This window comes from Trabulsiella guamensis ATCC 49490 (genome assembly GCF_000734965.1).
Classification (GTDB): Bacteria; Pseudomonadota; Gammaproteobacteria; order Enterobacterales; family Enterobacteriaceae; genus Trabulsiella; species Trabulsiella guamensis.
In genome coordinates this window covers 37,731-63,795 of record NZ_JMTB01000126.1, presented here as the reverse complement: position 1 = coordinate 63,795, position 26,065 = coordinate 37,731, and the positions used below count along the sequence as shown (strand labels likewise).

Genomic DNA, 26,065 nt, shown 5'->3' with positions numbered 1-26,065 from the left:
AAAATAAGATTCATACAAACATCAGGATGAAAGGAAGAGGAAACGGCGAGAGCCAGGCTCTCACCGCGAACCGGTTTATTCGGTTTTACCTTCAGGCACTTTGACTTCGCCCATGATTTTCAGCTTCTTTGAAATATCACGGCGTTCTTTGGACAGCTCAGCATTTTTGATGATGTAGTCATCAACACGATCTTCGTAATCGCTTTTCATGCTGGCGATAATGCCCTGAATAGCATCGACGCTCATGCCTGGCTTGATGTAGTCGCTCAGGTTGTCGAGCAGCAGAACACGCTTCTGGTTGTCACGGATCTTTTTCTCAACGTCCTGGATTTCACGCTGCAATTTGTTCTTGCGTCGGAACAGGCGAACAAACTCCAGTACATCCTGAAATGAAGGCTTAGTTGTTTCCATTTTTACACCCCTGCTAATTAAAACTCGGATTCGTTAAAGCAACCGCTATCGCCGTAGGGATACATTACGTATAGCAATCGCTGATGACAATGGTTATTGCTTTGGAGCCATCATAACCCTAAATGCCGCTGAATCGAAACAACCTGACATCACACCGCTGCCCGTCTGTCTTTTATTTGCGCAATGCACGGCAGATCAGATGGGAGAGTATCTCAAGCTGCCGCGCGAGCTCCATGCTGAGCCAGACGTAGCCGTGGATCGGCGTTTCCGACAGGTTTTCACTGTGGTACTCCTGCATTAGCTGCCGTAATTCGGCGGCGATTTCACTTAATCTTTCGCTATTAGCCAGTATCGGTTGTGGATTCCCTTCGTACAAGGCGTGGGCGATGGTCAGCAGCGTTTGCTGAGTCATCTGTTGTGTCTCACGAAGCGTCCGGGCATTGAGCATCACAAAATGGCTTTCACGCGACGCCCAGTGCGCGTTGATTTGCAACTCCAGCATGCATACCAGATTACGGCTGACGGTTTGAATACCTTCGAAAATCGATTTCTGGATACGCGTTTCTTTGCTGGCAGGCGTGATCAGCCCACGCATTTTGACGACCTCGCCGAGCATCTTTTGCAGGTGTTTATCCAGCCGTGGGCGTTCGAGCAGGTTGGGTGAGGTCCCCGTCTGGTAGAGGCGATTGTAGACGGTGACAAAATTCGCCATCTGAATTCGCCAGTGGAGGAAAGCGCGTTGCGGCCAGATGCCGGTAAACAGCATCGCCAGCAAAGAGCCGAAGATGACATCGCCGCTTCGCCAGAGCGCAGTAGTCAGATCGCCGGGCGGCGCACCCACCACCACGGCCAGCGTAATACCAATCAGTAGGGCCTGGTACGGCTTTTTCCCCAGCGCCAGCCAGCCGCAGAGAAACATCGCCACAGAACACCAGATCAGCATCAGCGGCAGAGAAATGAGTTCAAGCTTAAGCGCCACCAGCCCTAGCGCGGAGCCAAGAATGGTGCCGCCTATGCGTTCATAGGCGCGTGGAACCACGTTTCCCCAGAACGAAATTGGCCCCATCACCACCACCAGCGTGATCAGGGGCCATGTTCCTTCCGGGATGTCAAACACGCGGACCAGCAAAAAAGTCAGAATAAATGCCAGCGCTATCCGCACACCATGAACAACACGGTAGTGACGATACAGGCGAATTTCAAAAGGACTCAGTGATTTGTCAGCACGCACACCTACTCTCCGGCAACGCCGTAAAGCACAATTGTAACGGGTTTTCTGCCGATCGCATCACGCTATGGTAACAATCCTTAACTTTCGCAGGGGAAATGTCCGCTCGCTTACTTACGTTCAACCGAAACGTACATGTCGATGTCCCAGTAGCCGTCAACAGCACCATCGTTCAGGTAGACTTCAAACGTGGCTTTCGGCGCGAACTGCCAGGTCGCATCTTTTTGCAAGCTTTCGAAGAATTGATACCACGGGGTCGCGAAATCATTATTTTCTACCCGCGCGCGGGCCACAGCATAATTCCCGCCCTCGACGGTGGTCATCATCACGCCTTCGCTGTTTGCCGGGATGGTAAAATCATCAGGTACCGTCACGGCAGTATCGCAGCGCAGTTTTTCTGGCGGGGTGATCTCCGGGTTGTCGTAGTAAACGGCAATCCATTCGAGCGGATGAATTTGCTTGCCATCCACCCACGCCATCAGTTGTTCAAATCCCTGTTTGACCTTTTCTTCCCATGGTCCTACCAAATGAAACCCGGCAATCGTGCGCTGATTTTGTGGCTTGATGCTGTATTCCATGTTGCCTCCATTATTGGTGATTTACTGTATATATATACATATAAAGCTAGCAGAGGAGTCATTGATAGTATGTGCGACGATTCACAAAATTACGCTTTATGATGCAGCCAGTCGCTGAAGCGCGAAAACAGACCGCCCTTCCCGACGCCCTCCAGCGTGACCAGCGGCATATGTGCCACCACTTTATCGCGATCAAGAAGTTCAATTTCCCCGACCCGTTTGTTCGCTGCCAGCGGTGCCTCCAGCGATTTCTGATCGAGTATGTATTTCGCTTTGATATGCGGAATTTCCGCTTTCGGCAGGGTCAGCCAGAAATCTTCAACGGTACCGAGGGCGATGGTTTCTTTGTCACCGTACCAGATACGCTCGGTACCGACCTGCTTGCCCTGTTGCAGGATCTGCACGGTATCAAAATTCTGCTGCCCCCATTGCAACAACTTACGTGCCTCAACTTCACGCCCTTTCATGCTTTCCGCGCCCATGATGACGGCGATCAGGCGACGCTTACCATCAACCGCAGACGCAATCAGGTTATACCCTGCCCCGGACGTATGACCGGTCTTAAGACCATCCACATTCAGGGTTTTATCCCACAGCAAACCATTGCGGTTCTGCTGAGTGATACCGTTCCAGGTCAGGCTCTTCTCACTGTACATATGGTAGAACTCAGGCTCGCCGTGGATGATAGCCCGCGACAGCACGGCCAGATCGTAAGCAGAGCTGTGCTGGCCAGGCGCATCGAGACCGTGGACGGTCTCAAAGTGTGTATCCCTGAGCCCCAGTTTTTGCACATAGTCGTTCATCATCGCCACAAACTGAGGCTCACCTCCCGCCACGTAATCCGCCAGCGCCACGCAGGCATCGTTACCGGAGTCCACAATCAGACCGCGGCTCAAATCGCGCACTGTCAGACGGTCGCCTGCTTTCAGGAACATCAGTGATGACCCGTCAAAAACCGGATTCCCTTTTGCCCACGCGTCACGCCCTACCGTCACCATATCGTCCGCCGTAATGCGATGGCTGTCGATCGCGCGGTCAACCACATACCCCGTCATCAGTTTGGTGAGGCTGGCGGGATTGCGCTGCTGATGTTCGTTGCCGGAGGTTAAAATCTGGCCGGTGGTGTAATCCATCAGAACCCAGGAGCCCGCCTGAATAGCTGGCGCGGTGGGGGAAAATTCAATCGTTTCGGCGGCCAGTGCCGATGAAATACTCATCGCGAGTAAAGATGCAGCAATAAACAAACGGCGTTTCAATAGCATATCCTCAAGAACGTTATAAAAATCGCTGCTCTTTTTACGGAAGTTCGCGTGTCAGCGCCTGGCAAAATTGCAATGAAATGTGACAGCCCCCACTTTCATCACGCGCCATTCTGTGCAGAGGCACGAGAAAGCACGGCTTTTTATTCGGATGTGAAGCCACAATCGTTTACCATACCCCATCATATTCATACAGGATGGAGCTTCGGGTGTCTGATTCCGCAACGCAGCCTACTTTTCTCTTCCACGATTACGAAACCTTCGGCACCAGTCCGTCTCTGGACAGGCCAGCGCAGTTCGCCGCCATTCGTACCGACGCGGATTTCAATATTATCGGCGAGCCTGAGGTTTTTTACTGCAAGCCTGCCGATGACTATCTGCCGCAGCCCGAAGCGGTACTCATTACCGGTATTACGCCGCAGGAAGCGCGGGCGAAAGGTGATAACGAAGCCGCGTTTGCCCGCCGCATTCATGACATCTTTACCGTGCCGAAAACTTGCGTGGTGGGTTATAACAACGTCCGGTTTGACGACGAAGTGACGCGCAATATTTTTTATCGCAACTTCTACGATCCTTACGCCTGGAGCTGGCAAAACGACAATTCGCGTTGGGATCTGCTCGACGTCATGCGCGCCTGCTACGCATTGCGCCCGGAAGGGATCCACTGGCCGGATAACGACGAAGGGTTACCGAGCTTCCGCCTTGAGCATCTCACCAAAGCCAATGGCATTGAACACAGTAACGCCCATGACGCGATGGCTGACGTTTACGCCACCATTGCCATGGCGAAGCTGGTGAAAAGCCAGCAACCGCGCCTGTTTGATTATCTCTACGCCCACCGCAGCAAGCAGAAACTTGTCCCGTTGATTGACGTGCCGCAGATGAAACCGCTGGTGCATGTCTCCGGGATGTTTGGCGCCTGGCGTGGCAACACCAGTTGGGTCGCCCCGCTCGCCTGGCACCCGGACAACCGCAACGCAGTGATTATGGTTGACCTCGCGGGTGATATCTCGCCGTTGCTTGAACTGAATGCCGACGCCCTGCGTGAGCGGCTCTACACCGCCAAAGCCGATCTTGGTGACAATGTACCGGTGCCGGTGAAACTGGTGCATCTGAATAAATGCCCGGTGCTGGCGCAGGCCAATACGCTGCGTCCGGAAGACGCTGACCGTCTGGGTATCAACCGCCAGCATTGCCTCGATAACCTCAAAGTGCTGCGGGAAAATCCACAAGTCCGGGATAAAGTAGTGGCGATCTTCGCTGAAGCGGAGCCATTTGTTCCCTCTGAGAACGTTGATGCGCAACTGTATAACGGCTTTTTCAGCGATGCCGATCGGGCGGCAATGAAAATCGTGCTGGAAACCGAACCGCGTAATCTGCCAGCGCTGGATGTGACGTTTGCTGACAAACGCATCGAACGTCTGCTGTTTAACTATCGCGCCCGTAATTTCCCGGGGACGCTGGATGACACCGAACAACAGCGCTGGTTACAGCATCGCCGCAACGTCTTTACGCCAGAGTTTCTGCAGGCCTACGCCCAGGAGCTGGAAATGTTATACGGTCAGTATGACGGGGACAGCGAAAAACTCGGGCTGCTCAAGGCGCTGTATCAGTACGCACAGGAAATCGTCTGATAAAAAAAACCGGAGACACAGTCTCCGGTTTTCCATTGCGGTTCGCGTTAATTACGCGATGTCTTCGTACTGCGGCACCGGGTTACGGAAGCTTTTGGTCACACAGGCCAGATAGACCAGACCGATACCCGCCCAGATCAGGCCGAGCACCATCGAGCTCTCTTCCAGGTTGATCCACAACGCACCTACTGTCAGCGCACCACACACCGGCAGTACCAGATAGTTGAAATGGTCTTTCAGCGTCTTGTTGCGCTTCTCGCGGATCCAGAACTGCGAGATCACGGAGAGGTTAACGAAGGTGAACGCCACCAGCGCACCGAAGTTGATCAGCGCTGTCGCCGTGACCAGATCAAAGTTGATCGCCAGCAGAGCAATCGCACCCACCAGCAGCACGTTCCATGCCGGCGTACGCCATTTCGGGTGAATGTAGCCGAAGAAACGGCTCGGGAACACACCGTCACGCCCCATCACATACATCAGACGAGAAACACCTGCGTGTGCCGCCATGCCGGAAGCCAGTACGGTCACGCTGGAGAAAATCAGCACGCCCCACTGGAAAGTTTTCCCTGCCACGTACAGCATGATTTCAGGCTGCGACGCGTCCGGATCTTTGAAACGAGAGATATCCGGGAAATAGAGCTGCAGGAAGTAAGAGGCGCCAATGAACACCAGACCGCCAATCAGCGCCGTCAGGAAAATCGCTTTCGGGATCACACGCTCAGCGTCTTTGGTCTCTTCCGACAGCGAAGAGATGCCGTCAAAGCCCAGGAACGAGAAGCAGAGGATCGTCGCACCGGTGATCATCGGTACCACGTGCGCATCTTCAGACCAGAACGGACGGGTGCTGGTCAGCGTACCCGCGCCTTCACCATGAGAAACACCGTAGATGATAAGCCCCACGATCACCGCCACAATACCCATCTGCAGAATCACAATCAGGGTGTTGAAGTTGGCGACGGTCTTGATGCTGCGCAGGTTAGAGATGGTCATAAAGGCCACCAGCGCCACCACAAAGATCCACGACGGTACGGAAGGCACCAGTGCTTCAAAGTAAATTTTCGCCAGCAGGATGTTGATCATCGGCATGAACAGGTAGTCCAGCAGCGACGACCAGCCCACCATAAAGCCTACGGTCGGGCTAATGGATTTCTGGGCGTAGGTATACGCCGAGCCAGCAGACGGGAAACGGCGAACCAGTTTACCGTAGCTCAGCGCAGTAAAGAGAATGGCGACCAGCGCAAAGGCGTAAGCCGTCGCAACATGACCATCAGTGAGGCCTGAAACGATACCAAATGTATCGAACAGCGTCATCGGCTGCATATAGGCAAGGCCCATCATGACAACCGGAACCAGCGTAAGCGTTTTACGTAATTCCACGCGAGAGGTGTTTGGAGTAACGTTATGCGACATGGTCATCCCCCTTTACGGCGAATGCCGTCGCGTAAGCAAAAAATTGCCCCATTGTTCTGGAATCCTCAGCGACAACAACTGTCGGTTTTTGGTAAGTATCTATCCGGTACGAAGCCCGGCCTCTTGGTTTTAAATGACGAAACGCTATGCAAAAAAATAACCGACGAGTTAAAAAAACGTCGGTTAGTCTCTGATTTTGCAGGCGGCGTATTGTGCCCCCAACGATTGTTAAAAACAAGCGAATGCGAGCGCCGTCAAAAAAAACTTTTCAATAAACGGTTGAATTTTAAACACTCATTTTATGATAGACCGCAGCTATGGCACTATTTGCTAAAATAGCCTCCCGCCACCACGCACTGGCAAGCCCTGACGTCTGTTCGTTCCAGCCAATCCAGACCGGATCAAACGCCGACCAGGAGGCGACCTTTTTCTCTACCAGCGCGCCGCTATCAAGAAAACGTTGTGCCATATAACGCGGCACAAATCCACATCCCAGACCACTGATTTGTAATTCCAGTTTAGTTTTAAAATCAAAGACCGTGATGGCGTCCTGATCTTCTAACAGTTGCCTGAATGCTGGGCATTCCGGCGAGGCGCTGTCGCCCACGACAATGGCGCGGAAACGTTTGATGGTGCGTCGGCTGAGCGGCTCGTTCTCCTGCGCCAGCCCGTGATGCGGCGCGACGACAAAAACATGTTCCAGTTCACCAAGTGTTGCGAAAGCGAAACCGCTGTGCGGCGGCGGATCACGCAGTGCGCCGATGACGATGTCCGCCCGTCCACGGATCAGCGCGTCCCACGAGCTTCCCAGTACACCATTGATAAATTTCAGCCGGGTGACGCTGTGACTCTGATAGAAAGTTTCAATCAGTGGCGCCAGCAGGGAGAAAGGGAACGTATCGTCAACGCCAATAATGAGTTCATTCTCCCAGCCTTCGTTAAGCTTGATAGCCTGCTGTTCCAGCTCGCGCACGTTGTGCAGCACCTCGCGCCCTTTCTCCAGCAGCAGTTTACCGGTGCGAGTGAACGTGGCGCGGTGTCCGCTACGGTCGAGCAGTTGAATATTGAGGTCGCTTTCCAGTTTATGAACGGTATAGCTGAGCGCCGAGGGCGTCTTGTAGAGCTTTGCCGATGCCGCAGCAAAGCTCCCCTCTTTTTCAAGCGCATCAAGAATGATGAGGACATCCAGCAGTGGCTTCATCGTCGCTCCTTTGCGTGGCGCGATTTGGCCGCCAGTATGTCACTCCATCGGCATTACCAGCGGATCAGGGTACTGATATTCAAAACCGAGTTCATTGCAAATCCGGCTGCCATCAATGATTTTCCCCTTCTCTTTACTGTCTCCGGCAACAAAGGAAGGCGGCTCCAGCCCCAGTTCCCTCGCCATCTGCGGATAAAACACCGCGCGCGAAGGATGTTTCGGCGCACATATATTATAGATGTGTCCCCCCTTGGGAGCCTGTAACAGCAGTGTAATGGCGGAAATCACATCCTCCAGATGCACCAGATTGACGCCATGCTCGCCATCCGGTGCCTGTTTTCCAGCGAAAAAACGCCCTGGATGCCGCCCCGGCCCCACCAGTCCGGCCAGCCGCAGAATATCCACCGATGTCCCCGGCAGATGATGCAGCCAGTCTTCCAGCTCTTTCAGCACCCGGCCGCTGGCAGTAACAGGCTCACGTGGCGTGCTCTCTTTAATGGTACCCGTCGCATTACCATATACCGAGGTGGAACTGATAAAGAGGATCCGCGGGATATGGTAAGCCAGCGCAGAATCCACAATTTCCTGCACCGCCTGAAGGTAAAATTCCTCGCCCGGACCGCTGCGACGCGCCGGAAGGGTGATCACCAGCGCGTCCACATTCATGAGCGCATCCAGATCCTCCGTTTCACAGACCAGTTGAGGTTCCAGCCGTAAGGGATAGCTGTCGATCCCGCACATCCTCGCCGCCTCCACGCCATCCCGGGTGGTTTTACTGCCCGTGACCTGCCAGCCGTGCGCCGTTAACGACAGCGCCAGCGGCATGCCCAGCCACCCTAATCCGACAATCGCGACTTTTTTCATGCGTTATCTCCTGACTCATTTGGTCTCCTGTATTAAGGCTACGCCAGCCCACCGAAACTGACAATTCATAGCATCAATATGAATTCAATAAACAATGGAAAAAAGCCCTTGCTTTCGGAGACAAAAGTGGTTTAGGTTAAAAGGCATAGTGTGAATAAGCATTCAATGAGAATTTTATGAGCGTTCAATTTAAACACCACCATCATCACCATCATCCTGACTAGTCTTTCAGGCGATGTGTGCTGGAAGACATTCAGATCTTCCAGTGGTGCATGAACGCAAGAGAGAGCCCCCGGAAGATCATCTTCCGGGGGCTTTTTTTTTGGTTCGCTTTCAGACAGGTATACAGAGGAAATAACAATGTCAGATAACAGCCGTTTACGCATAGCTATTCAGAAATCAGGGCGTCTGAGTGAAGACTCACGCGAATTACTGGCCCGCTGCGGCATCAAAATTAATCTCCACACCCAGCGTCTGATTGCGCTGGCTGAAAATATGCCCATCGATATTCTGCGCGTACGCGACGACGACATCCCCGGTCTGGTCATGGATGGTGTGGTGGACCTCGGCATTATTGGTGAGAACGTGCTGGAAGAAGAGCTGCTGAGCCGCCGCGCGCAGGGCGAAGATCCGCGTTACTTCACGTTGCGCCGTCTTGATTTCGGCGGCTGTCGCCTGTCGCTGGCGACGGAAGTTGATGATGTCTGGGACGGCCCCGCCTCTCTCGACGGCAAACGTATCGCCACCTCCTACCCTCACCTGCTGAAGCGTTACCTCGACCAGAAAGGCATCTCTTTTAAATCCTGTCTGTTAAATGGTTCGGTGGAAGTTGCGCCGCGTGCCGGACTGGCGGACGCCATTTGCGACCTGGTCTCCACCGGGGCGACGCTGGAAGCCAACGGCTTGCGTGAAGTGGAAGTGATTTACCGCTCAAAAGCCTGTCTGATCCAGCGAGACGGTGACATGGACGACGCCAAACAGCAGTTGATCGACAAACTCCTGACCCGTATTCAGGGCGTGATTCAGGCCCGCGAATCCAAATACATCATGCTGCACGCGCCAACTGAACGTCTGGAAGAAGTCATTTCCCTGCTGCCTGGCGCCGAGCGCCCGACCATTCTGCCGCTGGCCGGAGACCAACAGCGCGTGGCGATGCACATGGTCAGCAGCGAAACCCTGTTCTGGGAGACGATGGAAAAGCTGAAAGTGCTCGGTGCCAGCTCGATTCTGGTACTGCCGATTGAGAAGATGATGGAGTAACCACCATGAGCTTCAACACAATTATCGACTGGAACCAGTGCAGCCCCGAGCAACAGCGTGAACTGCTGATGCGCCCGGCGATGTCCGCGTCTGAGACCATTACCCGCAGCGTGATGGAGATCCTCGAAAATGTAAAAACGCGCGGCGACGCTGCGCTGCGTGAATACAGCGCCCGCTTTGATAAAACCGATGTCGTGTCGCTGAAGGTAACGCCCGAAGAGATGGCGGCGGCAGGCGACCGCCTGAGCGTGGAGCTGAAACAGGCGATGACAGTGGCGGTTAAAAATATCGACACTTTCCACACCGCGCAGCAGTTACAGACTATCGACGTTGAAACGCTGCCAGGGGTGCGCTGCCAGCAGATGACCCGCCCGCTGGCATCCGTTGGCTTGTACATTCCTGGCGGCTCTGCACCCCTGTTTTCAACGGTTCTGATGCTGGCGACACCGGCGCGTATCGCCGGTTGTAAACGCGTGGTGCTGTGTTCGCCGCCGCCGATTGCCGATGAAATTCTCTACGCGGCACAGCTCTGCGGCGTGCAGGAGGTGTTTAACGTTGGTGGCGCGCAGGCGATTGCCGCTCTGGCTTTCGGGACTGAAACCGTCCCGTCTGTTGATAAAATCTTTGGCCCGGGTAACGCTTTTGTCACCGAAGCCAAGCGCCAGGTCAGCCAGCGTCTTGATGGTGCGGCGATCGACATGCCTGCCGGCCCGTCCGAAGTGCTGGTGATTGCCGACAGCGGCGCCACCCCGGATTTTGTCGCGTCTGATTTACTGTCACAGGCGGAGCACGGCCCGGATTCGCAGGTGATCCTGCTGACGCCGGATGCCGACATGGCACGCCGCGTGGCCGACGCTGTTGCTCGCCAGTTAACCGACCTGCCGCGCGAAGAAACCGCCCGCCAGGCACTCTCTGCCAGCCGCCTGATCGTGGCGAACGATATCGCCCAGTGTGTGGACATTTCGAATCAGTACGGCCCTGAGCACCTGATTATCCAGACCCGCAACGCGCGCGAACTGGTTGATGGCATCACCAGCGCCGGTTCGGTATTTCTCGGTGACTGGTCGCCGGAGTCAGCGGGTGACTACGCCTCCGGCACCAACCACGTATTGCCGACCTATGGTTACACCGCCACCTGTTCGAGCCTTGGCCTCGCCGATTTCCAGAAACGCATGACTGTGCAGGAGCTTTCCCGTGACGGTTTCGCGAGCCTCGCCAGCACCATTGAAATTCTGGCGACTGCCGAGCGTCTGACTGCCCACAAAAATGCCGTTACGCTGCGTGTTGCAGCCCTCAAGGAGCAAGCATGAGCATTGAAGATTTAGCCCGCGAGAACGTCCGCAATCTGACGCCGTATCAGTCTGCCCGCCGTCTTGGCGGTAAAGGCGACGTCTGGCTGAACGCCAACGAATTTCCCACCGCGGTGCCCTTTGGCCTGACGCAGCAGACGCTGAACCGTTACCCGGAATGCCAGCCGAAAGCAGTGATCGACAACTATGCCCGCTACGCTGGTGTGAAACCGGAACAGGTGCTGGTCAGCCGCGGCGCAGATGAAGGCATTGAGCTGTTGATCCGTGCGTTTTGCGAGCCGGGTAAAGATGCGATTTTGTTCTGCCCACCAACTTACGGCATGTACAGCGTCAGTGCGGAAACGTTTGGCGTTGAGTATCGAACCGTTCAGGCCAAAGAAGGCTGGCAGCTTGATTTACCGGCAATTGCAGAAAAACTGGATGGCGTAAAACTGGTCTACGTCTGCAGCCCGAACAACCCGACCGGGCAAATCATCAACCCGCAGGATATGCGTGACCTGCTGGAAATGACACGTGGTAAAGCGCTGGTGGTGGCTGACGAAGCCTATATTGAATTCTGCCCACAGGCGACGCTGGTCAACTGGCTGGAAGAATATCCGCACCTGGTGGTGCTGCGTACGCTGTCGAAAGCCTTTGCCCTCGCCGGGCTGCGCTGCGGTTTTACGCTTGCCAGCGACGACGTGATCGCTCTGCTGATGAAGGTCATCGCCCCCTACCCGCTCTCCACACCGGTAGCGGATATCGCGGCACAGGCATTGAGCCCGGATGGAATTGTCGCCATGCGCCAGCGCGTGACGCAGATCATCGACGAGCGCCAGTATCTGATAAGCCAGTTGCGCGACATCCCGTGCGTTGAGCAGGTTTTCGATTCGGAAACCAACTACATTCTGGTTCGCATCACCGCCTCCAGCGCAGTATTTAAATCCCTGTGGGATCAGGGCATTATTTTACGAGACCAGAACCGCCAACCCACACTGAGCGGCTGTCTGCGTATCACGATTGGTACCCGTGCTGAGAGCCAGCGCGTCATTGATGCCTTAAGAGCGGAGAATGTATGACCCAGAAGTTTCTCTTTATTGACCGTGACGGCACGTTGATTGCCGAGCCGCCGAGCGATTTTCAGGTCGACAGATTCGATAAGCTGGCCTTCGAGCCGGACGTCATTCCGACGCTGCTGGCATTGCAGAAAGCGGGCTTTAAGCTGGTGATGATCACCAACCAGGACGGTCTGGGAACGACCAGCTTCCCGCAGGCCGATTTTGACGGTCCGCATAACCTGATGATGCAGATCCTCACCTCGCAGGGCGTGGTGTTTGAAGATGTGCTGATCTGCCCGCACCTGCCTGCGGATAACTGCGACTGCCGCAAGCCGAAAACACAGTTGGTCACCCGCTGGCTGGAGGCAGGCGTGATGGACGCCGCGAACAGCTACGTGATTGGCGACCGCGCCACCGATGTGACGCTTGCGGACAATATGGGCATCACCGGCCTGCTCTATAACCGCGATACACTGAACTGGCAGGCGATTGGCGCGCAACTGACGAAGCGCGACCGTTACGCCCATGTTGAACGTACCACCCGCGAAACGCAGATTGATGTCAAAATATGGCTGGATCGTGAAGGCGGCAGCAAGATCAACACTGGCGTGGGTTTCTTCGATCACATGCTCGATCAGATTGCGACTCACGGCGGGTTCCGCATGGAGATTGCCGTGAAAGGCGATCTTTATATCGACGACCACCACACGGTGGAAGATACCGGGCTGGCACTCGGCGAAGCACTAAAACTGGCGCTGGGCGACAAACGCGGCATCAACCGCTTCGGCTTTGTCCTGCCGATGGACGAGTGCCTGGCGCGCTGCGCGCTGGATATCTCCGGTCGTCCGCACCTCGAATACCGCGCGGAATTCACTTACCAGCGCGTGGGGGATTTAAGCACCGAAATGGTCGAACACTTCTTCCGTTCTCTCTCCTATACCATGGGCGTAACACTGCACCTGAAAACCAAAGGCAAGAATGATCACCACCGCGTGGAGAGTCTGTTCAAAGCGTTTGGTCGTACCCTGCGCCAGGCGATTCGCGTCGAGGGCGATGCGCTGCCGTCATCGAAAGGAGTGCTGTGATGAACGTGGTGATTCTGGATACCGGTTGCGCCAATCTGAACTCGGTGAAGTCTGCGGTGAGTCGTCACGGCTATGAGCCGGTGGTCAGCCGCGCACCGGAGGTGGTTCTGCGCGCCGATAAGCTGTTTCTGCCCGGCGTTGGCACCGCACAGGCGGCAATGGACCAGTTGCGCGAACGGGAACTTATCGAACTCATTAAAGCCTGTACTCAGCCGGTGCTGGGGATATGCCTTGGCATGCAGTTGCTTGGCCGTCGCAGTGAAGAGTCGCACGGCGTCGATATGCTCGGCATTATCGGCGAGGACGTACCGAAGATGATCGACCGCGGCCTGCCGCTGCCGCATATGGGCTGGAACCGCGTTTACGCGAAGGCCGGTAATCCGCTGTTTCGTAACATCGACGACGGTGCGTACTTCTATTTTGTTCACAGCTACGCGATGGCGGTCAACCCGTACACCATCGCCCGCTGTGATTATGGCGATGCCTTCACCGCCGCGGTACAAAAAGACAATTTCTTTGGCGTCCAGTTCCACCCTGAGCGTTCCGGTAAAGCAGGTGCTCAGTTGCTGAAAAACTTTCTGGAGATGTGATGATAATTCCGGCTTTAGATTTAATTGACGGCACGGTGGTGCGTCTCCATCAGGGCGATTACGGCCAGCAGCGCGACTATGGTACCGACCCGCTGCCGCGTTTGCAGGACTATGCCGCTCAGGGTGCCGAAGTGCTGCATCTGGTTGACCTGACCGGCGCGAAAGATCCGGCGAAACGGCAGATCCCGCTGATTAAAACGCTGGTCGCGGGCGTTACTGTCCCGGTACAGGTCGGCGGCGGCGTGCGTACTGAAGATGACGTCGCAGCGCTGCTGGATGCGGGCGTGTCACGCGTGGTGATTGGCTCGACAGCGGTGAAATCGCCAGAACAGCTAAAAGGCTGGTTTACCCGCTTCGGGGCGGAAAAACTGGTGCTGGCGCTGGATGTACGCATCGATGATCAGGGCAATAAACAAGTCGCTGTCAGCGGCTGGCAGGAAAACTCCGGCGTGACGCTGGAAGCGCTGGTCGACGCCTATCTGCCGGTTGGGCTGAAACATGTACTGTGCACCGACATCTCCCGCGACGGCACGCTGGCAGGCTCAAACGTCTCGCTGTATGAAGAAGTCTGCGCCCGTTATCCGCAGGTGGCGTTTCAGTCATCAGGCGGTATCGGTGGACTGGACGACATCGCTGCACTGCGCGGCACCGGCGTGCGTGGCGTGATTGTCGGACGTGCGCTGCTGGAAGGTAAATTTAACGTCACGGAGGCGATTCAATGCTGGCAAAACGGATAATCCCCTGTCTTGACGTGCGTGACGGGCAGGTCGTAAAAGGCGTGCAGTTCCGCAATCACGAAATCATCGGCGATATCGTGCCGCTGGCGCAGCGCTACGCCGACGAAGGCGCCGACGAACTGGTGTTCTATGACATCACCGCGTCCAGCGATGGTCGCGTGGTGGATAAGAGCTGGGTGGCGCGGGTGGCGGAAGTGATCGACATTCCGTTTTGCGTCGCGGGGGGGATTAAGTCGGTGGAGGACGCAGCGAAGATTCTGTCTTTCGGTGCTGATAAAATCTCGGTCAACTCCCCTGCTCTCGCAGAACCGGAGCTGATTACCCGTCTGGCGGATCGTTTTGGCGTGCAGTGTATTGTCGTGGGCATTGATACCTGGTTTGACGCTGACAGCGGCAAATATCACGTCAATCAATATACCGGCGATGAAAGCCGCACCCGCGTGACGCAATGGGAAACCCTCGACTGGGTGCAGGAAGTACAACGGCGCGGTGCCGGGGAAATCGTTCTCAACATGATGAATCAGGACGGCGTGCGTAACGGTTACGACCTTGAGCAACTGAAAAAAGTGCGTGAGGTATGCCACGTCCCGCTGATCGCCTCCGGTGGCGCGGGCACGATGGAACACTTCCTTGATGCGTTCCGCGTGGCAAACGTTGACGGCGCGCTGGCCGCCTCCGTGTTCCATAAGCAGATCATTAATATTGGTGAATTAAAAACGTACCTGGCAGCACAGGGCGTGGAGATCAGGGTATGTTAACTGAACAACTGGACTGGCAAAAAACCGACGGACTGATGCCCGCCATCATTCAACACGCGATTTCCGGCGAAGTATTGATGCTTGGTTATATGAACCAGGATGCGCTGGCGAAAACGCAGGAGACGGGCAAAGTCACCTTTTTCTCCCGCACGAAGCAGCGTTTGTGGACCAAAGGAGAAACCTCCGGCAACGTGTTAAATGTGGTCAGCATTACGCCGGATTGCGATAATGACACGCTGCTGGTGCTGGCGAACCCGGTTGGCCCCACCTGCCATAAAGGCACCTCCAGCTGCTTCGGCGAGACCAGTCACCAGTGGCTGTTTCTCTATCAGCTCGAGCAACTGCTGGCAGAACGTAAAACCGCCGACCCGGCCAGTTCATACACCGCGAAACTGTATGCCAGCGGTACCAAGCGCATTGCGCAGAAGGTGGGCGAAGAAGGCGTTGAAACCGCGCTGGCGGCGACAGTGCATGATCGCGATGAGCTGACTAACGAAGCATCGGATTTGATGTATCACCTGCTGGTGCTGCTGCAGGATCAGGATCTGGATTTGACCACGGTGATTGAAAACTTAAGGAAGCGGCACAAATAGATCAGGCATAAAAAAACGGGCATTACTGCCCGTTTTTTTATCTCAGTTACTGCTTCGGTCGATAGCTGCGTATGGCATTACGCCCCAGCACCACACCGGCACCGATCATCCCGCCCAGCAGAACTGCCAGCACCAGCGTTAACGCGCGTTTCGGGCTGTCGCGGTAAACCGGCAAATCCGGTTTCATGACATAACGGTATGCATGAATGGTGGTGGGATCGATTTTCAGGTTCTGGATGTCCAGCAACGTCTGTTTGGTCTGGAAGTACGCAGGCGAGAAGACCAGCGGTCGCGTGGATTCATTCTGAATCATCGAGTTCAGCGCATCGCTACCCAGCAGGAACATGGTGTCCTGCGTGACATCCTGCGTCTGCTGCACCTGCGGTTTAGTAATGTTTGCCTGCTCAGCAAACTTCAGCGCTTCCTGAATCTGCTTAATACGCAGATCTTTCTGCTCCTGCGCCACCTTCTCCTGGGTTTTCAGTGAATCGCCGAGGGTATCAATTTGCAGCGCAATGTTGTCCTTAAGGTCAACGTCGATTTCTTTTGCGATTTGCTCATCAACTTGCTGAATGTACTTTGCCAGTTGCTGCTGCGCGCCTTCAGCAGTCTGCCCCTGGTAGGTAATCTGCAGCGGAACCTTTTCGGTTTTGACCACTGGCTCAATCGTCAGTTTTTCCGGTTTTTCCTGGTTATTCAGTGATTCGGCTAACGCGGAAAACGCCGAATTAAAACGGTCAACAACCCGCGTCTGTAAATCACTAACATTCGGTGCAGTAGTGCCATACAGAATATTTAAGGCGTTACTGTAAGTGGCAATTTGTGCCGTATCGGGTTGTGAAATAATAGCAGTAGATGTCCATTTTTCTTTCGCTATAAACAGGTAACCTGCGGCGACAAGAATGGCAACGATGATACAGATGCCGATCGTCACTTTTCCACGCCAAAGCTGTACTACTATGTCAATTAAATCAATCTGTTCGGAATCGACACGGCGCGCGTCAGATCCATTATTGTTGTCTTGTGTCATACGAACCTTATACAGGACAAAGATGGAATACCCACAAAGTGATTTAGTTTACGGATTAACCTGCCGATTGCTATCGGAATTTATCCTGATTTTCGAGGAATTTACCGGTTTCGGTGGCTATGATAATTGTAGATTATGATTATCTTTTTTCACCTTTGACGGGTATTATTTTGCCTTTCGTAACAGTTGAAGGCGAGAATGTCTTCCTGAGCGTGTGTTTTGAGGGAATGCTATGAAATATCTGGTAACAGGAGCCGCTGGTTTTATCGGTTTTCACGTCAGCGAACGATTGCTGAAAGCGGGACATCAGGTAGTGGGAATCGATAATCTCAATGATTACTATGATGTGAGTCTGAAGCAGGCGCGCCTTGACCGACTCGTCTCCCCGCAGTTCAGCTTCCATAAAATCGATCTGGCGGACCGCGCTGCCATGGAAGCCCTGTTTGCCAGTGAGAAGTTTGATCGTGTTATCCACCTTGCCGCGCAAGCCGGTGTGCGTTATTCGCTGGAAAACCCGCATGCCTATGCTGAGTCAAACCTGATCGGGCATCTGAACATTCTCGAAGGTTGCCGACATCACCAGGTTCAGCATCTGCTGTATGCCTCGTCCAGTTCGGTCTATGGCCTGAACCGCAAAATGCCGTTCTCCACCGATGACTCCGTTGATCACCCGGTATCGCTGTATGCCGCAACCAAGAAGGCCAACGAGCTGATGTCGCACACCTACTCGCACCTCTACGGTCTGCCAACCACAGGCTTGCGCTTTTTCACGGTGTATGGCCCGTGGGGACGCCCGGATATGGCGTTGTTTAAATTCACCAAAGCGATGATTGAAGGCAAGAGCATCGACGTTTACAACTACGGCAAGATGAAGCGTGATTTCACCTATATCGATGACATCGCCGAAGCCATTATTCGTCTGCAGGATGTGATTCCTGAAGCCAACCCGGAATGGACCGTCGAGACGGGATCGCCGGCAACCAGCTCCGCGCCTTATCGCATCTATAACATCGGTAACAGCTCACCGGTGGAACTGATGGATTACATTACGGCGCTGGAAGAGGCGTTAGGTATTGAAGCGGATAAAAACATGATGCCGATTCAGCCGGGTGACGTTCTGAATACCAGCGCCGATACTAAAGCGCTGTATGAGGTGATTGGCTTTAAGCCACAGACATCTGTCAAAGACGGGGTGAAAAACTTCGTTGACTGGTATCGCGAGTTTTACAAAGTCTGAACCTGTATCCCCCGACCACATGGTGGCCGGGGGGTAGTATCAATCGTTGCCAAACAGATCGCGGGTATACACTTTATCCGCCACATCTGCCAGCTCTTCTGACATCCGGTTGGAAACAATCACATCCGCTTCTTTCTTGAACGCATCAAGATCACGCACGACACGAGAGCGGAAGAATTCATCCTCTTTCATGACCGGTTCGTAGACAATAACCTCTACGCCTTTGGCCTTGATACGCTTCATGATCCCCTGAATAGAAGAGGCACGGAAGTTATCAGAGCCACTCTTCATGATCAGGCGATACACCCCCACTACCTTCGGCTTACGCGCCAGAATAGAGTCAGCAATAAAATCTTTACGCGTGCGGTTAGCATCAACGATGGCCGAGATGAGGTTGTTCGGTACCTGGTCATAGTTCGCCAGCAGCTGTTTGGTGTCTTTCGGCAGACAGTAACCACCATAACCAAATGACGGGTTGTTGTAGTGATTACCAATACGCGGATCCAGACACACACCTTCGATGATCTGACGAGAACTCAGCCCCAGACTTTCTGCGTAGCTGTCCAGCTCGTTGAAGTACGCAACACGCATCGCCAGGTAGGTGTTAGCAAACAGCTTGATGGCTTCCGCTTCGGTGGAATCGGTAAACAGCGTCGGGATATCTTTCTTAATTGCCCCTTCCTGTAACAATGCCGCAAAGCGCTCAGCGCGCTTAGAACGCTCACCGATGACAATGCGTGACGGATGCAGATTGTCGTACAACGCCCGGCCTTCACGCAGGAATTCCGGTGAGAAAAAGACGTTGTCGATCCCGTATTGTTCATTGATGGAGTTAGTAAAGCCCACCGGAATGGTGGATTTAATCACCATCACTGCCTTCGGGTTGATCTCGATAACATCGCGGATCACTGCTTCTACGGAAGAGGTGTTGAAATAGTTCGTTTTCGGATCGTAATCGGTTGGCGTGGCGATAATCACATAGTCGGCATTACGGTAAGCATCGTGTTTATCGGTCGTTGCACGAAAATTCAGCGGTTTATTAGCGAGATAATCTTCAATTTCTTTATCAATAATGGGAGATTGCTTCTTGTTCAGCATATCCACTTTCGCCTGCACGATGTCCAGTGCGACAACTTCATGGTGTTGCGCGATCAGGATGCCGTTTGACAAGCCAACGTAACCAGTACCGGAGATAGTTATTTTCATTCGATTGCAACTTATGTGAGTTTAACCGTGGCGACGGCACGCTGGCCGTCACGATAATTAAGGACTGAGTGGGGTTTTACCTCTTCAGTCAACGGACTGTCAAGGCGCTGAATCCCTTACCAGACAAGACATTGAGTCGTGGTTGATGAATCCTGTCATGCGAAAAGTCAGCCATAGCAGGCATAAAAAAGCCCGAAGACAAGCTTCGGGCTTCATTCAGAGCAACGGCTAAATCAGATTAATCCAGCCACCCGGTGTGGAACACACCGTCTTTATCAGTGCGCTTGTAAGTGTGTGCACCAAAGTAGTCACGCTGTGCCTGAATCAGGTTCGCAGGCAGAACCGCAGAGCGGTAGCTGTCATAGTAAGCCACCGCAGCGGAGAAGGTCGGCACCGGAATACCATTTTGTACAGCGTACGCGACAACATCACGCAGCGCCTGCTGGTAATCATCCGCCACTTTTTTGAAGTAAGGCGCTAACAGCAGGTTGGCAATGCCTTTATTCTCAGCGTAGGCATCGGTGATTTTCTGTAGGAACTGAGCACGGATGATGCAACCGGCACGGAAGATTTTGGCAATCTCACCGTAGTTCAGATCCCAGTTGTGCTCGTCGGACGCAGCACGCAGCTGAGAGAAGCCCTGCGCGTAAGAGACGATTTTACCGAGGTACAGCGCGCGACGCACTTTCTCAACGAACTCGGCTTTATCCCCTGCCGGTTTGGCCTGCGGGCCAGACAGCACTTTGGAAGCGGCAACGCGCTGCGTTTTCAGTGAAGAGATATAACGTGCAAAGACGGATTCGGTAATCAGTGACAACGGTTCGCCGAGATCCAGCGAGCTCTGGCTGGTCCATTTACCGGTACCTTTGTTTGCAGCTTCATCAAGGATCACATCAACCAGGTATTTACCCTCTTCATCTTTTTTGTTGAAGATGTCTTTGGTGATGTCGATGAGGTAGCTGTTCAGCTCGCCTTCGTTCCACTCGGAGAAGACCTTTGCCAGCTCGTCATTGGAAAGATTGAGGCCGCCTTTCAGCAGAGAATAGGCTTCGGCAATCAGCTGCATGTCGCCATATTCAATACCGTTGTGAACCATTTTCACATAGTGACCCGCACCATCAGGACCGATATAGGTCACACAAGGCTCGCCATCTTCAGCCACAGCTGCGATTTTGGTCAGGATTGGCGCAACCAGTTCATATGCTTCTTTCTGGCCGCCAGGCATGATGGAAGGACCTTTCAGCGCCCCTTCTTCACCACCGGAAACACCGGTACCGATGAAGTTGAAGCCTTCTGCAGACAGTTCACGGTTACGACGAATGGTGTCCTGGAAGAAGGTATTGCCGCCATCAATGATGATGTCGCCTTTATCAAGGTACGGTTTCAGGGAATCGATAGCAGCATCAGTACCCGCGCCCGCTTTCACCATCAGCAGGATGCGGCGTGGCGTTTCGAGAGACTCAACGAACTCCTGAACGGAGTAATAAGGAACCAGTTTTTTGCCCGGGTTTTCGGCAACAACTTCTTCAGTTTTTTCGCGGGAGCGGTTGAAAATGGAGACGGTATAACCACGGCTCTCAATGTTGAGCGCCAGGTTGCGCCCCATCACCGCCATACCAACGACGCCGATCTGCTGTTTGGACATTACAAAACTCCTGTCAGGTGTGGTCACCGCGACGCGTGCGCGGCTTGAAATGTGGCTTAGATGTTAACTCAGGAAATGCTTATACTGTTAGCGGAAGATGCACTTATGGCCAGCTAAACAAACGCTTTCGCGAAGGAAGGATCAAAAGGTCCTTCTTTCACTTCCATCATGAGAGCCTGTGGGGACAGGCATTCAACACTATGTATATCTCCAGGCGCAAACTCTACAACACTTATGCCGGTATCCTCTCCAGCAATAAATTTCTGAACAATCTCGCCATCATCGCCATGGAGGCAGACCTGGAGTTGACCTTGCATGACAATGAACATCTCCCACTGGTGCGAAAGTTCATGATAATGAGGTTCAACATAACTGCCTTTGATCAAAGCAATGAGCAGCCGCTGCACTTTATCCTGATGCGAGTTATGCAACAAAAGATGTGAGCGTAGACGTTCTGATCGCTTTGCTTGTTCATATAATGCTTCGAGCTGAGCGCTATCAATTAACCGCATTACATGCCTCCAGCCTCATTTCTATCGTTTTCGCCGCGGACTCAACTGAGAACTGTTCTTTCAGCAGGTCATTTGCGCTGTTACCAAGCTTGCGTCGCATATCACTATCCTGAAGCATTAACAGTGCAGAACGGAGAAGTTTGTCATCCTCGCCATTAATATGAATGCATCCGGCATTATTCTGATTGACGATGTCGAGCAAATCATTGCCGACATTCACACTGCCCAGTATGGGTAGAGACTGCACCATGTAGCCTAATAACTTACCAGGGAAATTGTGGGAACAATGTCTGGCCGAAAGTGAAAACAAGCCTACATCCATTTCTGATAAGATGAATTTAAATTCATCTTGATTAACAGAGGGTAAATAAGTGAAATTTGTCAAAGCCCATTCAGTTGCTAACTCATTGATTAATTCAACTTCATCACCCTGACCAATAAACAGAAAATGAGCGTTTGGATACTCCACCATGCTTCGTGCAAGGCGCATCAAATTCGCCATATCCTGGGCATGACCGATATTCCCGCCATAAAAGAAAATCACTTTATCTTCGAGACCCAGACGCTTACGCAGTGGCAAATAATCCTGGGGCGGAACCGTTGGGGTCAGCGAGGCCCAGTTACGTAAAACCTCACAAGGATATCCTTTGTTCGTTATCCTGAATACCTCAAGATTTTTTTCAGACATTAGACCTATACGGTTTGCCTGACGATAAGATAATTTCTCGAAAAGCCGAAAATACCGTTCGATGGGAGAACCCGCCTTTAACATACCTGCGTCGACAACCCATTGTGGGAACATATCCCGCAAAATGAGATACGCAGGGCAGTTACAACGGGCTTTGATTTTCTTAACGAGATGCCCCCAAAAAATTGAAGGGGAGTAATAGATCACACCATCAAAAGTATCTTTTGCTATGTGATTTTTAAATGATTTCCAGGCCCGAAATGACAAACAAGTTTCATTGATTGCACGCTGGATTTTAGACACATCCTTGAGCGCTCCACTCTTAAAACGCCACGTTTTGACCCCCTGAAAAGTGTCAAATGACACATCTTCCTGTAAGGTCGTATCAGGGATAATTACAGTAACATCATGTCCACGACGAATAAATTCTATAGCCAACTCGTGAAACATTTTTGCCGCAATACGCGTACTGTTGGGCAGATAATCATCTATGATAAGCGCAAGTTTCATCAATATTCTTTCCAGACGACTCTCTTAACGTAGTCTGTATATGAGTGAACTATTCTGACGACTTTATCTGATACATTTGGCATGCTGTAATCACTGACCTGGCGAAGAAGACGCGTCTCACCACGTGGCTGAGTTGCCAGAATATCTAATGCCTGAAGCACACGATCACACTCGAGCCCCACCATCATTACCGAAGCTTCTTCAAAACCCTCAGGCCTTTCATGCGCTTCTCGAATATTTACTGCGGGGAAATTCATGATCGATGATTCTTCCGTGATTGTACCACTATCAGAGAGTACAGCACGCGAGTTTTTCTGAAGATGATTATAATCATGGAAACCTAACGGCTTCAGCAGATTGATATTAGAATGGAACGCAATTCCCTGCTCATTAATACGATTACGTGTACGCGGATGAGTGGATACGATAACAGGTAAATTATATTTCTCAGCAATAGTGTTTAAAATGGTTGCAAGCTTGATCAGTTGTTTCGGAGAATCGACATTCTCTTCACGATGAGCGCTCACAACAAAAAATTCACCTGGTCGTAAGTTCAATCGCGACAGTACATCCGAGCTATCAATTTGAGGCATATAGTATGAGAGCACCTCAAACATTGGACTACCGGTTTTGATGATTCTGTCTGCAGGGATTCCTTCAGCTAACAAATATTCACGAGCAATATCGCTGTAAGTCATATTAATATCAGCGGTATGATCAACAATGCGTCGGTTAGTTTCTTCAGGAACGCGCTGATCGAAACAACGGTTGCCAGCTTCCATATGGAAGATAGGAATTTTTCGACGTTTAGCGGGTATAGCGGAGATACATGAGTTTGTATCGCCTAGCACCAGCATAGCTTCAGGCTTCTCTGTTTCTAACACACTATCAACTTTAATGATAACCTGGCCAATCGTCTCAGCTGCGTTTTTACCGGCTGCATTTAAAAAATAATCAGGTTTGCGCACGCCGAGGTCGTTAAAAAAAACCTCATTCAATTCATAATCATAGTTTTGCCCAGTATGGACAATGATATGCTCACAGTACTCATCAAGTTTAGCCAAAACGCGTGACAAACGGATAATTTCAGGACGCGTCCCAACGACGGACATAATTTTAAGTTTCTTCATTACAGAGGTCTCGCAATCGTATCAGGCTCATTACGATTAAAAATCTCGTTTGCCCAAAGCATGACAATTAGTTCATCATTCCCAATGTTCGTGACGTCATGGGTCCAACCTGGCACCGTCTCAACGATCCTGAACTCATCGGAAGATACATTCAATTCATAACGCTCGCCGGTAATTACATGTTCAAATTTGAAACAGGCTTGCCCGCGTATAACCAGAAATTTCTCATTTTTCGTATGATGATAATGCCCACCACGGGTGATACCAGGGTGCGCGGTAAAAAATGAAAACTGCCCCGCCGCGTGAGTTTTTAGCATCTCACAGAAGATCCCCCGATCATCACCGTAAGATGGAACCGTATAGGTAAACTTTTCGGTAGGCAGATAACTTAACCATGTTGAATATAATGCCCGAGTAAATCCTTCCCCTACATTTTCCGTTACAAGCGTGGAGCGACTTTCTTTGAAGCGATAAATCAACTCCGCGACTTCGCCTACGGTTGTTGAATAAACAGGTACAACCTTCTTGTATCCGCCTTCAATGGTTCCGGTGAGAAGCTTAATCGCATCTGCGCAAACATCGTCTATGTAAACAAGATTTACCACGGCGGATGGGTCATTAATAGTGATATCTATATTGTTAGCGATATTATGGCAGAATGTTGCAACGAAAGAGTTATAATTAGGTTTACACCATTTGCCGAAAACATTTGGATATCGATAAATAAAGCACGTTGCACCACTTACAGATGCATATCTTTCAATCTGTTTTTCTGCCGCAGCTTTACTCTGCCCATAGGCGTTATCTAATTCGGCTTGTATCGAAGAACTCATCATCATGGGTATGCTTTTATTCTTCGCCAACAGAAAATCAACAATCTGCCGTGTCAGATTGCTGTTGCCTTCAGTAAATTCTTCAATATTTTTAGGACGATTGATGCCCGCAAGATGATAAACAAACTCTGCTTCTAGTAACCCAGTTTCAAGTTCAGCCAGACTGGAATCACGATCAATCTTAACAAGGTCATTATACCCTGCTTCCTGAAGACGTAAGCATAAGTTACGACCAATAAAGCCATCAGCTCCAGTAATCAGGATTTTCATATTAAGAGTCCAGATCGTAATTTTCGCCTGCACGTAGTGCACGAATAAACGGAAGTTTAAGGAGCATCGCTTTCATGCCTTCCACATCCAATCGCTGTGTATTATGAGAGTTATAATCCTCTACAACTGAGATACGACTATCACCTTGCTCAACATATTTCCCATAGTTTAAATCACGCAAATCTGGTGGGACACGATAATAATCACCCATATCGATTGCGGCGATCATCTCTTCACGACTCAATAGTGCTTCGTATAATTTTTCACCATGGCGAGTACCGATGACGTTAACTGGATGATCTTCAACATTAAGGAGTTCTTTAAGCGCAATAGCTAACGTTTCAATCGTTGCTGCTGGTGCTTTTTGTACGAAGATATCCCCGTTGTTACCATGCTCAAACGCATACAGGACCAGGTCGACGGCATCCTCGAGGGTCATCATGAAACGAGTCATATTTGGGTCTGTAATAGTTAGCGCTTTGCCAGTTTTTATTAGATCAACAAACAAAGGAATAACTGAACCGCGAGATGCCATGACATTCCCATAACGAGTACCACAAATGACTGTTTTATTGCTATCAATGTTACGAGATTTTGCGACCATCACCTTCTCCATCATTGCCTTAGAAATCCCCATGGCATTGATTGGATAAACTGCTTTGTCTGTGCTTAAACAAACAACCCGCTTCACTTCGTTTGCAATTGCAGCTTCCAGCACATTCTCAGTACCGAGAACGTTTGTTTTGACAGCTTCCATCGGATGGAACTCACAAGATGGGACTTGCTTAAGGGCAGCTGCATGGTAGATGAAGTCAACACCACGGCTAGCATTGAGAACACTTGAATAATCACGAACGTCACCAATGTAAAACTTCAGCTTCGGATTATTATATTTTTTCCTCATGTCATCTTGTTTTTTCTCATCACGAGAGAAAATCCGAATTTCTTTAATATCTGTCTCTAAAAAACGATTCAAAACTGCATTACCGAAAGAACCCGTTCCGCCAGTAATTAATAACACTTTGTTTTTAAACATAAATAACACCGAT

At 51.8% G+C, this 26,065-nt stretch carries 27 protein-coding genes and 1 other annotated feature; of the genes, 11 read left to right on the top strand and 16 right to left on the bottom strand.

The window, feature by feature from the left end; translation table 11 throughout:
- Positions 1–75: 75 nt before the first annotated feature.
- From GTGU_RS22550 to dacD, 4 genes are all read right to left on the bottom strand, one after another.
- On the bottom strand, positions 76–411 hold the full coding sequence (locus tag GTGU_RS22550) for a DUF496 family protein (RefSeq protein WP_038162995.1): 336 nt from the start codon (positions 409–411) through the stop codon (positions 76–78).
- Between the two features lie 172 nt (positions 412–583).
- Complete coding sequence (locus GTGU_RS22545) at positions 584–1,642, bottom strand: FUSC family protein (protein WP_038162993.1); 1,059 nt, start codon at positions 1,640–1,642, stop codon at positions 584–586.
- A gap of 107 nt (positions 1,643–1,749) precedes the next feature.
- A complete protein-coding gene (gene sbmC / locus GTGU_RS22540; RefSeq protein ID WP_038162984.1) occupies positions 1,750–2,217 on the bottom strand; it encodes a DNA gyrase inhibitor SbmC in 468 nt (155 codons plus the stop codon).
- Between the two features lie 89 nt (positions 2,218–2,306).
- Positions 2,307–3,479, bottom strand: a complete 1,173-nt coding sequence (gene dacD / locus GTGU_RS22535) for a serine-type D-Ala-D-Ala carboxypeptidase DacD (protein WP_072012050.1) — start codon at positions 3,477–3,479, stop codon at positions 2,307–2,309.
- 194 nt (positions 3,480–3,673) lie between these two features.
- On the opposite strand from dacD, the gene sbcB reads away from it, so the two are divergent.
- A complete protein-coding gene (gene sbcB, locus GTGU_RS22530; RefSeq protein WP_169741198.1) occupies positions 3,674–5,110 on the top strand; it encodes an exodeoxyribonuclease I in 1,437 nt (478 codons plus the stop codon).
- 51 nt (positions 5,111–5,161) lie between these two features.
- On the opposite strand, the gene GTGU_RS22525 is transcribed toward sbcB, so the two are convergent.
- The 4 genes from GTGU_RS22525 to GTGU_RS22515 all read right to left on the bottom strand — a co-directional run bounded on the left by GTGU_RS22525 (position 5,162) and on the right by GTGU_RS22515 (position 8,585).
- The gene (locus tag GTGU_RS22525; protein WP_038162981.1) at positions 5,162–6,520 is read right to left on the bottom strand and encodes an APC family permease; all 1,359 of its coding nucleotides are present in this window, start codon (positions 6,518–6,520) and stop codon (positions 5,162–5,164) included.
- A complete protein-coding gene (gene yoeI / locus GTGU_RS27110; protein ID WP_407830030.1) occupies positions 6,510–6,572 on the bottom strand; it encodes a membrane protein YoeI in 63 nt (20 codons plus the stop codon). The genes GTGU_RS22525 and yoeI overlap by 11 nt, the downstream gene beginning before the upstream one ends.
- Before the next feature lie 234 nt (positions 6,573–6,806).
- Positions 6,807–7,721 carry a LysR substrate-binding domain-containing protein gene (locus GTGU_RS22520; RefSeq protein WP_038162978.1) on the bottom strand — a complete coding sequence of 305 codons (915 nt, stop codon included), beginning with the start codon at positions 7,719–7,721 and terminating at the stop codon, positions 6,807–6,809.
- A gap of 39 nt (positions 7,722–7,760) precedes the next feature.
- The gene (locus tag GTGU_RS22515; protein ID WP_038162977.1) at positions 7,761–8,585 is read right to left on the bottom strand and encodes an SDR family oxidoreductase; all 825 of its coding nucleotides are present in this window, start codon (positions 8,583–8,585) and stop codon (positions 7,761–7,763) included.
- Between the two features lie 176 nt (positions 8,586–8,761).
- Between GTGU_RS22515 and hisL the strand changes: the two genes are divergently transcribed.
- The 9 genes from hisL to hisIE all read left to right on the top strand — a co-directional run bounded on the left by hisL (position 8,762) and on the right by hisIE (position 15,955).
- The gene (gene hisL / locus GTGU_RS26855; protein ID WP_124965863.1) at positions 8,762–8,809 is read left to right on the top strand and encodes a his operon leader peptide; all 48 of its coding nucleotides are present in this window, start codon (positions 8,762–8,764) and stop codon (positions 8,807–8,809) included.
- Positions 8,785–8,908, top strand: a sequence feature (His leader region). Its footprint overlaps the gene before it by 25 nt.
- A gap of 37 nt (positions 8,909–8,945) precedes the next feature.
- Positions 8,946–9,845 carry an ATP phosphoribosyltransferase gene (gene hisG / locus GTGU_RS22510; RefSeq protein ID WP_038162976.1) on the top strand — a complete coding sequence of 300 codons (900 nt, stop codon included), beginning with the start codon at positions 8,946–8,948 and terminating at the stop codon, positions 9,843–9,845.
- A 5-nt stretch (positions 9,846–9,850) separates the two neighbouring features.
- Positions 9,851–11,155, top strand: coding sequence for a histidinol dehydrogenase (gene hisD / locus GTGU_RS22505; protein ID WP_038162975.1), 1,305 nt, complete (start codon positions 9,851–9,853; stop codon positions 11,153–11,155).
- Positions 11,152–12,213: a histidinol-phosphate transaminase gene (gene hisC, locus GTGU_RS22500; protein ID WP_038162974.1), complete on the top strand. Its 1,062-nt coding sequence runs from the start codon at positions 11,152–11,154 to the stop codon at positions 12,211–12,213. Before hisD ends, hisC begins: the two co-directional genes overlap by 4 nt.
- The gene (gene hisB / locus GTGU_RS22495; protein ID WP_038162973.1) at positions 12,210–13,277 is read left to right on the top strand and encodes a bifunctional histidinol-phosphatase/imidazoleglycerol-phosphate dehydratase HisB; all 1,068 of its coding nucleotides are present in this window, start codon (positions 12,210–12,212) and stop codon (positions 13,275–13,277) included. Before hisC ends, hisB begins: the two co-directional genes overlap by 4 nt.
- Complete coding sequence (gene hisH / locus GTGU_RS22490) at positions 13,277–13,867, top strand: imidazole glycerol phosphate synthase subunit HisH (RefSeq protein ID WP_038162970.1); 591 nt, start codon at positions 13,277–13,279, stop codon at positions 13,865–13,867. Before hisB ends, hisH begins: the two co-directional genes overlap by 1 nt.
- Positions 13,867–14,604 (top strand): 1-(5-phosphoribosyl)-5-[(5-phosphoribosylamino)methylideneamino]imidazole-4-carboxamide isomerase, encoded by a 738-nt coding sequence (gene hisA / locus GTGU_RS22485; RefSeq protein WP_038162967.1) that lies wholly within the window; start codon positions 13,867–13,869, stop codon positions 14,602–14,604. Before hisH ends, hisA begins: the two co-directional genes overlap by 1 nt.
- Positions 14,586–15,362 (top strand): imidazole glycerol phosphate synthase subunit HisF, encoded by a 777-nt coding sequence (gene hisF, locus GTGU_RS22480; RefSeq protein WP_038162960.1) that lies wholly within the window; start codon positions 14,586–14,588, stop codon positions 15,360–15,362. Before hisA ends, hisF begins: the two co-directional genes overlap by 19 nt.
- The gene (gene hisIE, locus GTGU_RS22475; RefSeq protein ID WP_038162957.1) at positions 15,356–15,955 is read left to right on the top strand and encodes a bifunctional phosphoribosyl-AMP cyclohydrolase/phosphoribosyl-ATP diphosphatase HisIE; all 600 of its coding nucleotides are present in this window, start codon (positions 15,356–15,358) and stop codon (positions 15,953–15,955) included. Before hisF ends, hisIE begins: the two co-directional genes overlap by 7 nt.
- Positions 15,956–16,001: 46 nt before the next feature.
- Here hisIE and wzzB read toward each other — a convergent pair whose 3' ends face one another.
- Positions 16,002–16,985 carry an LPS O-antigen chain length determinant protein WzzB gene (wzzB, locus tag GTGU_RS22470; RefSeq protein WP_038162954.1) on the bottom strand — a complete coding sequence of 328 codons (984 nt, stop codon included), beginning with the start codon at positions 16,983–16,985 and terminating at the stop codon, positions 16,002–16,004.
- 232 nt (positions 16,986–17,217) lie between these two features.
- On the opposite strand from wzzB, the gene GTGU_RS22465 reads away from it, so the two are divergent.
- Positions 17,218–18,222 (top strand): NAD-dependent epimerase, encoded by a 1,005-nt coding sequence (locus GTGU_RS22465; protein ID WP_038162951.1) that lies wholly within the window; start codon positions 17,218–17,220, stop codon positions 18,220–18,222.
- Positions 18,223–18,261: 39 nt separating this feature from the next.
- On the opposite strand, the gene ugd is transcribed toward GTGU_RS22465, so the two are convergent.
- The 7 genes from ugd to fnlA all read right to left on the bottom strand — a co-directional run bounded on the left by ugd (position 18,262) and on the right by fnlA (position 26,052).
- Positions 18,262–19,428 (bottom strand): UDP-glucose 6-dehydrogenase, encoded by a 1,167-nt coding sequence (ugd, locus tag GTGU_RS22460; RefSeq protein ID WP_038162948.1) that lies wholly within the window; start codon positions 19,426–19,428, stop codon positions 18,262–18,264.
- A gap of 238 nt (positions 19,429–19,666) precedes the next feature.
- Entirely contained in the window at positions 19,667–21,073 is a 1,407-nt protein-coding gene (gene gndA / locus GTGU_RS22455; RefSeq protein ID WP_038162946.1) for an NADP-dependent phosphogluconate dehydrogenase, read from the bottom strand.
- Positions 21,074–21,186: 113 nt separating this feature from the next.
- Entirely contained in the window at positions 21,187–21,585 is a 399-nt protein-coding gene (locus tag GTGU_RS25175) for a WbuC family cupin fold metalloprotein (protein WP_072012049.1), read from the bottom strand.
- Positions 21,572–22,783 (bottom strand): glycosyltransferase family 4 protein, encoded by a 1,212-nt coding sequence (locus tag GTGU_RS22445; protein ID WP_038162940.1) that lies wholly within the window; start codon positions 22,781–22,783, stop codon positions 21,572–21,574. The genes GTGU_RS25175 and GTGU_RS22445 overlap by 14 nt, the downstream gene beginning before the upstream one ends.
- Positions 22,783–23,913 carry a non-hydrolyzing UDP-N-acetylglucosamine 2-epimerase gene (gene wecB / locus GTGU_RS22440; protein ID WP_038162938.1) on the bottom strand — a complete coding sequence of 377 codons (1,131 nt, stop codon included), beginning with the start codon at positions 23,911–23,913 and terminating at the stop codon, positions 22,783–22,785. Before wecB ends, GTGU_RS22445 begins: the two co-directional genes overlap by 1 nt.
- Entirely contained in the window at positions 23,913–25,016 is a 1,104-nt protein-coding gene (wbjC, locus tag GTGU_RS22435; RefSeq protein WP_038162934.1) for a UDP-2-acetamido-2,6-beta-L-arabino-hexul-4-ose reductase, read from the bottom strand. Before wbjC ends, wecB begins: the two co-directional genes overlap by 1 nt.
- 1 nt (position 25,017) lies before the next feature.
- On the bottom strand, positions 25,018–26,052 hold the full coding sequence (fnlA, locus tag GTGU_RS22430) for a UDP-N-acetylglucosamine 4,6-dehydratase/5-epimerase (RefSeq protein ID WP_038162931.1): 1,035 nt from the start codon (positions 26,050–26,052) through the stop codon (positions 25,018–25,020).
- Positions 26,053–26,065: the final 13 nt, after the last annotated feature.

Bases quoted from the DNA above. Each gene is read 5' to 3' on its own strand.
- gndA (WP_038162946.1), bottom strand. From the start codon at position 21,073: ATGTCCAAACAGCAGATCGGCGTCGTTGGTATGGCGGTGATGGGGCGC.
- GTGU_RS22465 (WP_038162951.1), top strand. From the start codon at position 17,218: ATGAAATATCTGGTAACAGGAGCCGCTGGTTTTATCGGTTTTCACGTC.
- GTGU_RS22515 (WP_038162977.1), bottom strand. From the start codon at position 8,585: ATGAAAAAAGTCGCGATTGTCGGATTAGGGTGGCTGGGCATGCCGCTG.
- GTGU_RS22520 (WP_038162978.1), bottom strand. From the start codon at position 7,721: ATGAAGCCACTGCTGGATGTCCTCATCATTCTTGATGCGCTTGAAAAA.
- hisH (WP_038162970.1), top strand. From the start codon at position 13,277: ATGAACGTGGTGATTCTGGATACCGGTTGCGCCAATCTGAACTCGGTG.
- sbmC (WP_038162984.1), bottom strand. From the start codon at position 2,217: ATGGAATACAGCATCAAGCCACAAAATCAGCGCACGATTGCCGGGTTT.
- sbcB (WP_169741198.1), top strand. From the start codon at position 3,674: ATGGAGCTTCGGGTGTCTGATTCCGCAACGCAGCCTACTTTTCTCTTC.
- hisC (WP_038162974.1), top strand. From the start codon at position 11,152: ATGAGCATTGAAGATTTAGCCCGCGAGAACGTCCGCAATCTGACGCCG.
- GTGU_RS22445 (WP_038162940.1), bottom strand. From the start codon at position 22,783: ATGAAACTTGCGCTTATCATAGATGATTATCTGCCCAACAGTACGCGT.
- wecB (WP_038162938.1), bottom strand. From the start codon at position 23,913: ATGAAGAAACTTAAAATTATGTCCGTCGTTGGGACGCGTCCTGAAATT.
- hisA (WP_038162967.1), top strand. From the start codon at position 13,867: ATGATAATTCCGGCTTTAGATTTAATTGACGGCACGGTGGTGCGTCTC.
- hisG (WP_038162976.1), top strand. From the start codon at position 8,946: ATGTCAGATAACAGCCGTTTACGCATAGCTATTCAGAAATCAGGGCGT.
- hisB (WP_038162973.1), top strand. From the start codon at position 12,210: ATGACCCAGAAGTTTCTCTTTATTGACCGTGACGGCACGTTGATTGCC.
- GTGU_RS22525 (WP_038162981.1), bottom strand. From the start codon at position 6,520: ATGTCGCATAACGTTACTCCAAACACCTCTCGCGTGGAATTACGTAAA.
- hisD (WP_038162975.1), top strand. From the start codon at position 9,851: ATGAGCTTCAACACAATTATCGACTGGAACCAGTGCAGCCCCGAGCAA.
- hisF (WP_038162960.1), top strand. From the start codon at position 14,586: ATGCTGGCAAAACGGATAATCCCCTGTCTTGACGTGCGTGACGGGCAG.
- ugd (WP_038162948.1), bottom strand. From the start codon at position 19,428: ATGAAAATAACTATCTCCGGTACTGGTTACGTTGGCTTGTCAAACGGC.
- wzzB (WP_038162954.1), bottom strand. From the start codon at position 16,985: ATGACACAAGACAACAATAATGGATCTGACGCGCGCCGTGTCGATTCC.
- GTGU_RS25175 (WP_072012049.1), bottom strand. From the start codon at position 21,585: ATGCGGTTAATTGATAGCGCTCAGCTCGAAGCATTATATGAACAAGCA.
- wbjC (WP_038162934.1), bottom strand. From the start codon at position 25,016: ATGAAAATCCTGATTACTGGAGCTGATGGCTTTATTGGTCGTAACTTA.
- fnlA (WP_038162931.1), bottom strand. From the start codon at position 26,052: ATGTTTAAAAACAAAGTGTTATTAATTACTGGCGGAACGGGTTCTTTC.
- hisIE (WP_038162957.1), top strand. From the start codon at position 15,356: ATGTTAACTGAACAACTGGACTGGCAAAAAACCGACGGACTGATGCCC.
- GTGU_RS22550 (WP_038162995.1), bottom strand. From the start codon at position 411: ATGGAAACAACTAAGCCTTCATTTCAGGATGTACTGGAGTTTGTTCGC.
- dacD (WP_072012050.1), bottom strand. From the start codon at position 3,479: ATGCTATTGAAACGCCGTTTGTTTATTGCTGCATCTTTACTCGCGATG.